Annotated in this window: 15 protein-coding genes; 7 read left to right on the forward strand and 8 right to left on the reverse strand. The window is 66.5% G+C overall.

Annotation, left to right across the window (positions count from 1 at the left end):
- A partial coding sequence (locus tag L995_RS02895) for a LysR family transcriptional regulator (protein WP_047468970.1) occupies positions 1-285 on the reverse strand: 285 nt, incomplete at its 3' end.
- A 14-nt stretch (positions 286-299) separates the two neighbouring features.
- Positions 300-836, reverse strand: a complete 537-nt coding sequence (locus L995_RS02900; protein WP_034367535.1) for a MarR family winged helix-turn-helix transcriptional regulator — start codon at positions 834-836, stop codon at positions 300-302.
- A 204-nt stretch (positions 837-1,040) separates the two neighbouring features.
- On the opposite strand from L995_RS02900, the gene L995_RS02905 reads away from it, so the two are divergent.
- The 5 genes from L995_RS02905 (at position 1,041) to L995_RS02925 (ending at position 5,864) form a co-directional block, all read left to right on the forward strand.
- Positions 1,041-2,249: a 3-hydroxybenzoate 6-monooxygenase gene (locus tag L995_RS02905; protein WP_047468977.1), complete on the forward strand. Its 1,209-nt coding sequence runs from the start codon at positions 1,041-1,043 to the stop codon at positions 2,247-2,249.
- A gap of 16 nt (positions 2,250-2,265) precedes the next feature.
- Complete coding sequence (locus L995_RS02910) at positions 2,266-3,303, forward strand: cupin domain-containing protein (RefSeq protein WP_047468979.1); 1,038 nt, start codon at positions 2,266-2,268, stop codon at positions 3,301-3,303.
- Between the two features lie 38 nt (positions 3,304-3,341).
- The gene (locus L995_RS02915) at positions 3,342-4,049 is read left to right on the forward strand and encodes a fumarylacetoacetate hydrolase family protein (RefSeq protein ID WP_034393430.1); all 708 of its coding nucleotides are present in this window, start codon (positions 3,342-3,344) and stop codon (positions 4,047-4,049) included.
- A 19-nt stretch (positions 4,050-4,068) separates the two neighbouring features.
- Entirely contained in the window at positions 4,069-4,710 is a 642-nt protein-coding gene (gene maiA, locus L995_RS02920; RefSeq protein ID WP_047468985.1) for a maleylacetoacetate isomerase, read from the forward strand.
- Between the two features lie 116 nt (positions 4,711-4,826).
- Positions 4,827-5,864: a Bug family tripartite tricarboxylate transporter substrate binding protein gene (locus L995_RS02925; RefSeq protein ID WP_047468988.1), complete on the forward strand. Its 1,038-nt coding sequence runs from the start codon at positions 4,827-4,829 to the stop codon at positions 5,862-5,864.
- 413 nt (positions 5,865-6,277) lie between these two features.
- On the opposite strand, the gene L995_RS02930 is transcribed toward L995_RS02925, so the two are convergent.
- Positions 6,278-7,516, reverse strand: coding sequence for a flavin-dependent oxidoreductase (locus L995_RS02930; protein WP_016453472.1), 1,239 nt, complete (start codon positions 7,514-7,516; stop codon positions 6,278-6,280).
- Between the two features lie 50 nt (positions 7,517-7,566).
- Positions 7,567-8,547, reverse strand: a complete 981-nt coding sequence (locus L995_RS02935; protein WP_016446007.1) for a tripartite tricarboxylate transporter substrate binding protein — start codon at positions 8,545-8,547, stop codon at positions 7,567-7,569.
- 113 nt (positions 8,548-8,660) lie between these two features.
- Between L995_RS02935 and L995_RS02940 the strand changes: the two genes are divergently transcribed.
- On the forward strand, positions 8,661-8,933 hold the full coding sequence (locus L995_RS02940; protein WP_231574342.1) for a MarR family winged helix-turn-helix transcriptional regulator: 273 nt from the start codon (positions 8,661-8,663) through the stop codon (positions 8,931-8,933).
- Positions 8,934-9,051: 118 nt separating this feature from the next.
- Positions 9,052-9,330 carry a hypothetical protein gene (locus L995_RS02945; RefSeq protein WP_047468992.1) on the forward strand — a complete coding sequence of 93 codons (279 nt, stop codon included), beginning with the start codon at positions 9,052-9,054 and terminating at the stop codon, positions 9,328-9,330.
- Here the strand turns inward: L995_RS02945 and L995_RS02950 are convergent.
- The 4 genes from L995_RS02950 to L995_RS33665 form a co-directional block, all read right to left on the reverse strand.
- Complete coding sequence (locus tag L995_RS02950) at positions 9,327-10,118, reverse strand: DNA adenine methylase (RefSeq protein WP_047468995.1); 792 nt, start codon at positions 10,116-10,118, stop codon at positions 9,327-9,329. The two genes, L995_RS02945 and L995_RS02950, sit on opposite strands and share 4 nt — an antisense overlap.
- The gene (locus tag L995_RS31685) at positions 10,039-10,365 is read right to left on the reverse strand and encodes a Com family DNA-binding transcriptional regulator (protein WP_331428941.1); all 327 of its coding nucleotides are present in this window, start codon (positions 10,363-10,365) and stop codon (positions 10,039-10,041) included. The genes L995_RS02950 and L995_RS31685 overlap by 80 nt, the downstream gene beginning before the upstream one ends.
- 52 nt (positions 10,366-10,417) lie before the next feature.
- A complete protein-coding gene (locus tag L995_RS02955; RefSeq protein ID WP_047468998.1) occupies positions 10,418-10,639 on the reverse strand; it encodes a hypothetical protein in 222 nt (73 codons plus the stop codon).
- Positions 10,632-12,330: hypothetical protein (locus L995_RS33665; protein WP_052195745.1), on the reverse strand; the 1,699-nt coding region annotated here is incomplete at its 5' end. The genes L995_RS33665 and L995_RS02955, both read right to left, overlap by 8 nt.

A 12,330-nucleotide genomic window follows, 5' to 3' on the forward strand; every position in this document is an offset into this window, starting at 1 on the left:
CAGGCCGGACGGGCCCTGGCTGGCGGATTCGGCCGCCAGCGGCATGCGCTCCAGCCCGGCGGCGGCGCGCTGCATGGCGTCTGCCACGCCCAGCAACTGTCGGCCGGCCTCCGTGGGCCGCCATTGGCCCGCTTCGCGCTCGAAGAGCACGGCCCCCAGCTGCTTTTCCAGGGCCTGGATGCGGCGCGACACCGTGGTGTGCTCCACGCCCAGTTGGCGCGCGGCGGCGGCCATGCTGCCGCTGCGTGCCAGCTCGCCAAAGAATCTCAGATGGTCCCAGTCCATGGGTCGAGGTCGCCTCAGTCGGCAGCGGCGCGGCGCGCGGCCAGCGTGCTGGGCGCACGCGCCAGCTCGTCGTTTTGCCGCACCAGGACGGCCATCATTTCCATGAACAGGCCCCGCTGCTCCTGCGGCAGCGGCTCCAGCATGCGCTGCTGGGCCCGCAGCACCGAGGGCTCGGCAGCGGCCAGCAGCGCAGCGCCTTCCGCGGTGACCGACAGCAGGCGCACGCGCCGGTCGGCCGGGCTGGTGTTGCGCACCATGAGGCCGCGCGCCTCCAGCCGGTCGATGACGCTGCCAATGGTGGAGGTGTCGAAACCGATCATCCGCGCCAGCGTGCGCTGGTCCACGCCGGGCTGGCGCAGCACGGCAGACAGCGCCGCGTACTGCACGGGGGTCACGCCGAATTCCTGGGTCTCTTCCATGAAGACGGCTACCGCGATCTGCTGCAGGCGGCGGATGTGGTAGCCGGGGTAGTTTTCTAGTTCTGCGGGTTGGTAGTCCATGGCCATTGCGCTCTTTTCCGGGTCCCTGCGGGCAAGCGCAGATGTTCGCATGAACCGCGCCCTCCGTTGGCGTTGGCTGGCGGACAGGTGATTCACCCGGACATGCTGTCCACCACCGTTTGGCCTGCATCCAGGGAAACCCCAGGCTGGCCTGATGCAAATCAACACTACACTCATCGTCAGCATACTGTTTAATTAGTCGCGACGCATCTGACCCCCAGGCGAGCGACACGCACCACGAAGCACAGGACATCCATGAGCACCAGCATTTCTTCCCGGGCGCTGCCCGTTCTTGTGGCAGGCGGCGGCATTGGCGGCGTGGCGGCCGCGCTGGCCCTGGCGCGCCAGGGATTCGCCGTCAAGGTGCTGGAGCAGGCGCCGCAGCTGGGCGAGATCGGCGCCGGCATACAACTGGGGCCCAACGCATTCGCGGCCTTCGACGCGCTGGGCATTGGCGAGCTGGCCCGTGGCCGCGCGGTCTATACCGACGAGATGGTGATGCACGACGCGCTCGATGAGCGGCTGGTCGGCCGCATTCCCACGGGCGAGGCGTTTCGCGCCCGCTTCGGCAACCCGTATGCGGTGATCCACCGCGCCGACATCCACACCTCGCTGCTCGAAGGCGCGCGCACCCACGGCCAAATCGAGACGCTGACGGGCACCCGCATCGAAGCCGTGCAGCAGGAGGGTGACACCGTCACCGTGCGCGACCAGCACGGCCAGGTCCATGTGGGCCAGGCCCTGATCGGCGCCGATGGCGTGAAGTCCGTGGTGCGCCAGCAGTACGTGGGCGATGCGGCGCGTGTCTCCGGCCACGTGGTGTACCGCGCCGTGGTGGAGAAGAACGACTTCCCCGAGGACCTGCGCTGGAACGCGGCCAGCATCTGGGTCGGCCCCAAATACCACCTGGTGCACTACCCGCTGCGCGGCGGCGAGCAGTACAACGTGGTCGTCACCTTCCACAGCCGCGAGCAGGAGGAATGGGGCGTGCGCGAAGGCAGCCGTCAAGAGGTGCAAAGCTACTACCGCGACTGCTGCCCGCGCGCGCGCCAGCTCATAGACCTGCCCAAAAGCTGGAAGCGCTGGGCCACGGCCGACCGCGAGCCCATTGGCCAGTGGAGCTTTGGCCGCGCCACGCTGCTGGGCGACGCGGCCCACCCCACCCTGCAGTACATCGCCCAGGGCGCCTGCATGGCGCTGGAAGACGCGGTGACGCTGGGCGAGGCGCTCAAGCGCTGCGGCAACGACTGGCCGCAGGCGCTGCGGCTGTACGAGCGCTCGCGCATCGCCCGCACGGCGCGCGTGGTGCTGTCCGCGCGCGAGATGGGCCGCATCTTCCACGCCAGCGGCGTGGAGCGCTTGGTGCGCAACGACCTCTGGAAGGGCCGCACGCCCCAGCGTTTCTACGACGCCATGGAATGGCTGTACGGCTGGAAGGCCGAAACCTGCCTCGCCGAAGACTGAACACAAGGAGACCGCCATGCAAGAACTTGGCCGCCTGGAAGACCTGCCCCAGGACTATCGCGACGAACTCACGCGCAACAACCTGGTGCCGCTGTGGCCCAGCCTGCGCAACGTGATGCCGCCGCACACGCCGCGCCCGCGCACCCAGCCGATTGCCTGGCCCTACCAGTCCATCCGCCCGCTGCTCATGCAGGCGGGCGAGCTGACGCCCATCGAAAAGGCCGAGCGCCGCGTGCTGGTGCTGGCCAACCCCGGCCATGGGCTGGAGAAGATGCAGGCCAGCTCCTCCATCTACCTGGGCATGCAGCTGCTGCTGCCCGGCGAGTGGGCGCCCTCGCACCGCCACACGCCCAATGCCGTGCGCATGGTGGTGGAAGGCCAGGGCGCCTGGAGCCTGGTCGACGGCGAGAAATGCCCCATGGAGCGCGGCGACCTGATCCTCACGCCCACGGGCCTGTGGCACGAGCATGGCCATGACGGCGACGAGCCCGTGGTCTGGCTCGATGTGCTGGACCTGCCCCTGGCCTACTACCTGGAAGTCACCTACCACGTGGACGGCCCGCGCCAGCCCGCCCTGTCCGGCCGTGGCGACCGGGCGTATGCGCGCGGCGGCCTGGCACCCACGCAGGTGTTCGCCCGCAGCGCCAAGGCCTACCCCATGCTGCGCTACCCATGGAAGGATGCGCGTGCCGCCCTGCTGGAGCTGGCCTCCGACAGGCCGGACCTGGACTGCGTGCAGCTGGCCTACACCAACCCCGAGACCGGGGCCGACTGCGAAAACATCCTGGGCTTTTACGCGCTGATGCTGCGCCCGGGCCAGACGCTGCAGTTGCCCGCGCGCTCGCCGGCCTGCGTGTTCCATGTCATCGAGGGCGGCGCCAGCGTGGCCGCCGTGGACCGCCACTTCGACCTGGCCCCGGCCGACACCTGCTGCGTGCCCGGCTGGGCGCCCGCCACGCTGGCCAATGCCAGCGCCAGCGAGCCCGCCTTCCTCTTCCTGGCCGACGAGGCGCCTTTGCACCGAAAGCTGGGCCTCTACGAAGTCCGGCCTTGAATCATCCGATGTCTCTTTACTCCCCCATCGCCAATACCATGACCGCCCCCCAATACCTCTGGACCCCGCCCCCCGTCCAATCCCTGCCCGTGCGCGGCAGCACGCAGCGCCTGCCCGTGAACCGCCTGTTCTTCGTGGGCCGCAACTACCACGCCCATGCCGTCGAGATGGGCCGCCCGGTGGACAAAAGCGTGGAGCGGCCCTTCTACTTCACCAAGGCGCCGTCCACGCTGACCGAATCGGGTGCCACCGTGGCCTACCCGCCCGAGACGAACAACTACCACTTCGAGATGGAACTGGTGGTGGCCATCGGCAAGGCGGGCTTTCGCATTGCGGCGGACCAGGCGCATGAACATATCTACGGCTACGCCTGCGGCCTGGACATGACGCGCCGCGACCTGCAGCTGGTGGCGCGCGACAAGGGCCGGCCCTGGGACCTGGGCAAGGATGTGGAGCAGTCCTCGGTGGCCAGCGAGATCGTGCCCATGCCGGGCCAGGTGATCGAATCCGGCGCCATTGCACTGGCCGTCAATGGCGAGACCAGGCAGCAGTCCGACGTGGACAAGCTGATCTGGAACATCCGCGAAATCATTGCCGACCTCTCGCTGTTCTATCACCTGCAGCCCGGCGACCTCATCTACACAGGCACGCCCGAAGGCGTGGGCGCCGTGCTGCCGGGCGACCGCATCACCGGCCATGTGCAGGGCGTGGGCGAGATCGCGCTCACCGTGGGCCAGCCTGAATAAGGCCAGGGAGACCACCACCATGAAGCTCTACAGCTTTTTCCGCAGCGGCACCTCGCACCGCCTGCGCATCGCGCTCAACCTCAAAGGCCTGCGCCCTGACTATTTCCCCGTGGACCTGCGCGTGGACGAGCAGGCCCAGGCACCGTTCAAGCAGGTCAACCCACAGGGCCTGGTGCCGGTGCTGACACTGGACGATGGCCGCACGCTGATCCAGTCGCCGGCCATCATCGAATGGCTGGAGGAGCGCCACCCCGAGCCGCCGCTGCTGCCCGCCGACCCCGAGGACCGCGCCCAGGTGCGCGCGCTGGCCGCCATCGTCGGCTGCGACGTGCATCCCATCAACAACCGCCGCATCCTGCAGACCCTGCGCCGCCAGTTCGGTGCGGACGAAGCCGCCATCAATGCCTGGTGCGCCACCTGGATTGCCGACGGCTTCGACGCCATCGAGGCCCTGCTGGCCCGCGACACGCGGCGCGGCGACTTCTGCTTCGGCCACGCACCCACGCTGGCCGACGTCTACCTCGTGCCCCAGATCGAAAGCGCACGCCGCTTTGGCGTGGACCTGGACCGCTGGCCGCTGATCAGCGCAGTGGACAGGGCCTGCGCGGCCCTGCCCGCCTTTGCGCAGGCCGCGCCCCTGGCCCAGCCTGACGCCGGCTGAACTTCGCCTGAACCCCGCCGCACCTTTGCCGGCAGCCCTAACCCGCCCCGAGTCCTCGCCAGAAGGACCGGGGCATTGCAAGCAGTGAAAAAAGCAGATCCAACAGGAGACAGACTGTGAAAGCATCCCCATCCAGCCGCCTCGGCACCGCCCCCTCCCGCCGCAAGGCCCTCGCAGGCGCCGCCCTGCTGCTGGCCTCCATCGCCCCGCTGCATTGCGCCTGGGCGCAGGCAGGCTCCAGCAGCGCCGCCAGCTTTCCCACGCGCCCCGTCACCGTGATCACGGCCTTTGCCGTGGGCAGCGGCCCTGACGCCGTGCTGCGCATCGTGGGAGAAAAGCTTTCCGCGCGCTGGAAGCAGGGTGTGACCGTGGACAACCGCCCAGGCGGCGGCGGCCTTGTCGCCATCGAAGCCGCACGCCGCGCCAAGCCCGACGGCTACACCCTGCTGCAGCTCGACAGCGAACATGTATCCGCCCTGCCCTACCTCTACAAGCAGCGCAACTTCCATCCGCTGCAGCACTTCGACCCCGTGGCGCCGCTGTTCCTCACGCCCTTCTTCGTCGCCGTGCCCACGAACTCGCCCTGGAAGAGCATGAGCGACCTGATCAAGGCGGCCAAGTCGGAGCCCGGCAAGGTCAGCTACGGCTCCTGGGGCGTGGGCAGCCCCGGCCACCTGGGCGGCGAATGGCTGGACTTCCTGACCGGCAGCAAGATGACCCATGTGCCCTACCGCGAGGTCAGCCAGCTCTACACCTCGGTGGCCAATGGCGATCCGGCCTGGAGCTTTGCCAGCCTCCCCTCCAGCCAGGGCATCTACAAATCCGGCAAGATCCGCTACCTGGCCGTGGCCGCGCCCCAGCGCATCGCCCAGATGCCCGACGTGCCCACCGTGGCCGAATCGGGCGGCCCCGCCGAACTGATCGTGAACTCCTTCGTCTCCCTGCTGGCGCCCAAGGGCGTGGACACCGCCCTGCGCGACAAGATCCACGCCGACGTGGTCGCTGTGCTGCAGGACCCGCAGGTGCGCGAGAAATTCGCCACCTTCGCCTTCCAGCCCATCACCTGGGAAGTGCCGGAGATGGAGAAATTCGCCAGGACCAAGGCGGACCAGTACAAGCTGCTGATCCAGAAGGCGAATATCAGCCTGGATTGAGAGCACCGAATAGACAAAGCAACGGGGCGTAGCGCCCTGTCGCCCCCGCACCCCGGCCCCTCCTCCCCATATGCCCGCGCCTGCGTCGTGGCGGTTGCGGGGTTGCAGTCCTGCCGAAGGACAGGACTGCTTCGTCAACTGACTCGCCGTGATTGTCTGAACGTAGCGCGCAGCGCGAAGTGAGTTTCACGGCGAACCCCGCGACCGCCACGACGCAGGTCGCCCCGTAGCGAAGCGAAGGGGACGCGGGCATTTGGGCGCGTTTCTTTGCCTCCTTTCTTGTCGCGCGACAAGAAAGGAGGTCGGCCGCCGGGCCGAAACCCGGCCTCGAAAAACAACCGCCCGGCAGGGACCCCAAAAGAGTCGGGATGCAATACTGAATACCTGCCAAGCCAGCTCATTGCCCAATCACTTCACCCTTGCGACTGCGGATTCGCAAAGCCCGCCACCTGCTCGTAATGGCGGGCAATGGCGCGCAGCTCGTCCTGGCTGATCAGCTCGTCGATATGGCCGAAGGGCTGGCCGCCGCTGAGCTCGTCGGCCTTCATGATGATGAAGTCGGGCGGCGTGGAGCGGTTGGTCAGCACCACCTGGCTGGTGGCGGGCAGGCGACTGGCCTCATAGGCGGCCAGCAGCGCCAGCGGGTCGCCTTGCGGGTCGGCGGCCAGCAGGTCGGCCAGCACCCGCGCATCGCGCATGGCCTGGGCAGAGCCGTTGGAGCCGCGCGGATACATGGGGTGGGCGGCATCGCCCAGCAGGGTCACGCGGCCGAAGCTCCACTGGTCCACGGGGTCCTTGTCCACCATGGGGTACTCGAAGATGGTCTCGGCCGAGCGGATCAGGGCCGGCACATCCAGCCAGTCGAAGGTCCAGCCGCCGAAAATCTCCAGCACATCCTCCATGCGCCCGGCGCGATTCCAGTCGTTCATGCGCATCTGCGGGTCGCGGATCTCGGCCACCCAGTTGATGCGCTGCATGCCCTGGCCATCGACGTTGTCCTCGATGGGATAGATCACCATCTTGCCGGTATCGACCGAGCCGATGCGCAGATAGCTCTTGCCCGTGAGGATGGGCTTGAAGCGCGAGACGCCGCGCCAGGTGTTGATGCCGCCGAAGGCCAGCTCCTCCTGCGGATAGAACTGGCGCCGCACGGCGGAGTTGACGCCATCGCAGGCCACGACGATGTCGGCCGTGGCCGACGGCGGCACATGGCCCTGGGCATCCGGCGCGAAATGCACGGTGGCGCCATGGGCCGACTGGTCCACACGCACGCAGCGGTGGCCCGTGTGCACGGCACCCGGGCCCAGGCGCTGCACGGCGGCCTCGAAGAGAACGCGGTGCAGGCGGCCACGGTGGATGCCCAGCTCGGGCAGCTCATAGCCGGCATGGCGGCCGCGCGGCTCGCGGTAGACGAACTGGCCGTAGCGGTTGAAGAACACGCTCTCCAGGTTCTCGATCGCCAGGGCCTCCAGCTGCGGCTGCAGGCCCAGGTCGCTGAGTTCGCGCATGGCATGCGGCAGCAGGGTAATGCCCGCGCCGATCTCGCGGACCTCGGGCACGGCCTCGAAGACTTCGCAGGCAATGCCTCTTTGATGCAGGGCCAATGCCAGGCACAGGCCTGCGATGCCGCCCCCCACGATCGCTACTTTCATCCGCTGACTCTCCATGCTTTCTCCAGGGGCGCTGTTGGCGCCCGCCCCGCCTACTCGGCGGTAATACCCCGCGCCTTGACCAGATCGGCCCAGCGCCGGGCGTCCTTTTGCACCAGGGCCTTGAACTCGGCCGGCGTGCTGCCGGCCGGATCCATGCCCTGGGGCGCGAAGGCATGCCGGACTTCCTCCGACGCCAAAATCGCGCGGATCTCGCGATTGAGGGCATCGACCTGGTCCGCCGGCATGCCGGCCGGCGCAAACACGCCGTACCACATATCCACGTTCACATCGCCCGCCTTGGCCTCCTTGAGCGTGGGCACATCGGGCAGCAGCGGGTGGCGCCGCTGGCTGCCAATGCCCAGCGCGCGCAGCTTGCCGGCCTTCACATGCGTCAATGCCACATGAATGGGCAGGAACATGCATTCCACCTGGCCGCCCAGCAGGTCCGTCAGCGCCGGCCCTGTTCCGCGATAAGGGATGTGCGTGATCGATACGCCCGCCGTGCTCTTGAAAAGCTCCATCGCCATATGGTGCGGAGTGCCCACTCCCGGCGATGCGTAATTGATGCGGCCCGGCGAGGCCTTGGCGGCCTTCACCAGATCGGCCGCCGTCTGATAGGCGGAGGCCGTGGGCGTCACCAAAATCAGCTGTCCCCAGCTGGTCAACGTTACAGGCTCGAGGTCCGTCAGCGGATTGAATGGCAATTTGGGATACAGCGATGCGTTCATCACCAGGGTATTCACTGTCACCAAAAGCGTCTGGCCATTGGCGGGCGAGCGCACAACGGCCTCGGTGCCGATATTTCCAGAGGCGCCCGGCTTGTTCTCCACCACCACGGGCCGGCCCTGGCGCTTGGCCAGCAAAGGCCCGATCGTTCGCGCAATCGTGTCGATTCCAGTCCCCGGAGTGAAAGGCACAATCAATTTCAGAGGCACACTCTCGGTGCTGGCGATGGCGCCTGCTACGGGTAAACCCAATACTCCCAATCCGCTTGTCTTCAAAAATTGCCGTCTGCCAACAAAATTTCGCATGTAGACCTCTTTTGTAGTTAGCATGCAAACGCATGGTAATCATGCACCAGAATGGGCACAATTGGTGGAAATCGAATGAATACTGGACATCTCTGCAAGAATACTAGACGCATATGGACACGATGACGCCTGCACCACTGCCGCTATATCAGCGCCCTGGCTTTTTGCTGCGGCGCGCCCACCAGATTTCGGTCGGCATTTTTGAAGAGCAATGCCGCCCCCTGGGACTGACGCCGCCCCAGTACGGCGCCCTGGTCCTGATCGACGCCTCCCCCGGCTCCGACCAAAGCTCCCTGGCGCGCGCCATGGGCTTCGACAAGGTGACCACGCTGCGCCTGGTGCGCGGGCTGGAAGATGAAGCGCGCCGCGATAAATTTGCCTCATGAGCTGAGATAAATGACCACCGAAGCTGTTTCCAACCGTGCAAGAGAATTGCACGCCTAGAAAACTGCCGTTGGCCTTGTCGTGACGGCATCATCGTTGCTTTCACACAAGGAGCATCCCATGCTTGAAACACTGACGAAAGACGAGCTGAGGCTCAAGATCATTTCACTCCTGCAGGACGACAACCGTACGCTGGGGCAGCTCGGTACGATCTACGAGGAGATTGAAATTGTCGAGTCTGCTGGTGTCACACAGAGCAACTGGCAACTGTCATTGAACACTGAAGCTGATCTGACCGAGGCGGCTAAAGATGCTGTACGGGATGCAGCAGAAGCCGCACAGACCAAATGGCGCATCGACCTGCCCTACCTGGGGAGTTCAGCGCACCGCATGTTTTAGAAGAGCCCAGCGGGCTCTGCCTCCCGGTCCCAGCTGTAGATGACCAGCTCGCCGCGCTCGACACGATTGGCGCCCCCACCCACGGTGTAGTCCAGCTTGAGAGCCTCCATGTCGAAGTCCCTGAAGCACTCTCGGATCGCGGGGTGATCATTGATGCTGACCACTGCTTTGCCCTTGATCGTTTTGAGCTTGGCCGCCATCAGCTCGTACTGTTCCCAAGGAAACGGCACGCCGTACCCCTCAGTCTCCCAGTAGGGCGGATCAGCGTAGAAGAGTGTGTGCGGCCGGTCGTAGCGGTCAATGCACGCCGCCCAATCGAGCTGCTCGACGTATGTGCCGCCCGCAAGGCGCAAATGCGCCGCTGACAGCGTTTCTTCGATGCGCAGCAGGTTGATCGCCGGAGCCGTGGTTGCCGTGCCGAACGTCTGGCCGCTCACTTTCCCCCCGAATGAGAGTTGCTGTAGATAGAAGAACCGAGCCGCGCGCTGCACATCTGTGAGCGTCTCCGGCCTGGTCTCCTGCAGCCACTTGAAAACCTGCCGGCTCGTCAGCGCCCATTTGAACTGCCTGACGAATTTCTCAAGATGGTGCGTGACGACTCGGTACAGGTTGACCAGATCGCCGTTGACATCGTTGAGGACTTCAACGTCGGCGGGGTGGCGGGCAAAGAAGACCGCCGCGCCGCCCGCGAAAAGCTCGACGTAGCAGCTATGGTGGGGAAACCGCTTCAGGAGCAGGTCGACGAGGCGGCGCTTGCCGCCGATCCATGGGACTATGGGGTTTGTCATTTATCTCAGCTGTAGGCCCTCTGAGGAGCTCTGATGGGGCGCTCGAGGCGCTCAGCTGATTGAATGCCCCACAGCGGGGGCATTTGATGCTCAGGCGGGTGTACTCACCCTCCGCGAGCTTACGGCGGCAGGAGCCGCAGCGTATTTCTTCCATTGCAAGCACCTTTCCTATACGGAAAATCCGGTATGCTGGCGCCGCTCTCGCGAGGGTGGCGTGCCTTGCCGGGCTTGCAGGCACGTTCTGCATGTTCGGGGCTCGACCTGGTGTTACCGCACCCGGCCGGGTCGCCCGTCTTTTTTCAGATCACGTCTATGTAAACAGGTAGGTCGGGCGCTGGTCCCTGTATCACTCCTTCCAAAACAAAAACAGTGGCCCCCTCGGCGGCCTGGCCCTTCGCACGCACCAGGCCCGCGCCGGGCAGTTCCACAGTGACCGCGCCATCGGCGACGGCCGCCACCTTGCCGATCTGCACTCGGCCAGGCGCAAGGATTTCACGAAGCTGCAGGTAGAGGTTAGACATGGCTGTCGATCTCCAGCGCCTGCGTCAAAACCGGAAACTGCTGCGAGATCGACGTGCCGCGCACGATGCCCAGGCGCCGGGTGCCTGCGTCGTCGTAATAGCGCAGCACGCGGCCTGGCTTGATCACACCCGTTTCTGCCAGCACGGGCAGCGTCATCTTGTGCTTGAGCTGTCTGCCCGACTCGGCCAGTTCTGCGATAGCACGGGCTTTTGCCGCGCCGATGGTCGTAATCAAAGGATGCACGGCCATTGGCTGCTTGAGCACGTCGCCGGCCGTGCCGGTGCGCGTCAGGTCGCCCATGACGCCGCCCGCTTCGCCGGCCACAAAAATGCGGTTGTATTCAGGCACGTCGATCACCTCGGTCTCGTCCACCTCGGCAATGCCCTCCGGCAGATCGATGTCAGGCGCCAGCTCGTTCCACCGCCACCATGGCAGCGGCCACGCCGGCAGCGCATGCAAGACGGGGTCCGTGTCGTGCGGCTGCAGGTAGCCGCCCACGCTGCCAGCGATGTCTGTAAGTGCGCTGATATAGGTGCCCTGGTGCATCCACACGCCGCCCGGCACCAGCCAGTCCGTGAGTTGGAAATCCACGGCCCAGCCGAAGCCCACGCCATTGACAGTAAGAACCTCGCTCATGAGCTGCTGCGCCGTGCGGTCCAGCGTGTGCGTGAACGTCTGCACGGGCGCGTGCGGCGCATCCAGCAGCGCAGCTTTGCCCCGGCCCGAGACAGTGACCATGTGCTCGGGAAACCGCTTGCTGCGGCCGATGCGCTCGCCCTGCATGCGAAATGGCTGACCGTTGACGCGAACCTCCAGTTCGACGGGCTGTCCGCCTGGGCCGGGCATGAGCGCATCGCGCGCAGCGGCGTGGAAGCTGGCGGAAAACGTCCAGGTCCACGACTGCCGGTTGAGCGACATCTGGAAGCTCTCGCTGGGCAGCGGGTCGCCTGCCAGGGCGTCCGCGCGCCGGATCTCGACGGAATTGATCACGATGTAGGTCCTCCTCGCAGGCACGACGATGCCGGGCGTTGGGGTGTTGCGGTCTTCGCAGATGAAGACCAGGCGCGTCGGGCGGCCGCTGACAGCCGGCGCCCGGAACAGCAGGCGCACGGGCGAGCTCGGGACGTAGCACGGCGTCGTGCCCGGGGGCACGACAACCGGGCTCTCGCCGGGCGCGGGCCGGATGGCCTCTTGCCAGTGGGTGTCCAGAACGATGCGCCAGCGATCCGCGTCGCCGAAGCCCGTGCGCAACCACTCGGAGCGAGGAACGGCCTCTTGCCAGGTGCCCACCACAGCCGCGCGCAGGCGCAGCGCTTCCTGGTACTCCGCGACCAGGCCGCCCCGCAGCCCCTCACCTTGCTGCCAAGCACTGACGCTGCCAGCACGCACGCGCAGGGCCTCATGCCAGGCTGTGTAAAAGGCTGCGCGCCGGCCCTCGCCCTCCTGCCAGTCACTCGCCACTGTGGCACGCATGCGCAGTGATTCATGCCAGGCCGCCACCTCGCCCGCGCGCAGACCGTCGCCAGGCTGCCACGCACTCGCGCACGCTACGCGCAGTTGTGCGGTCTCCTGCCAAGTGGTCTCCAGTGCCTGCGCGAGGGGCACAGCCATCCGCCAAGCCGTGCCCAGCTCGGCCCGCGTCGTGCGGCTCACGTTGGCATCCCACTGGCTGCGGACGTGGCCGCGCAAG

Source organism: Delftia sp. ZNC0008, from assembly GCF_000799035.1.
Classification (GTDB): domain Bacteria; phylum Pseudomonadota; class Gammaproteobacteria; order Burkholderiales; family Burkholderiaceae_C; genus Comamonas; species Comamonas tsuruhatensis.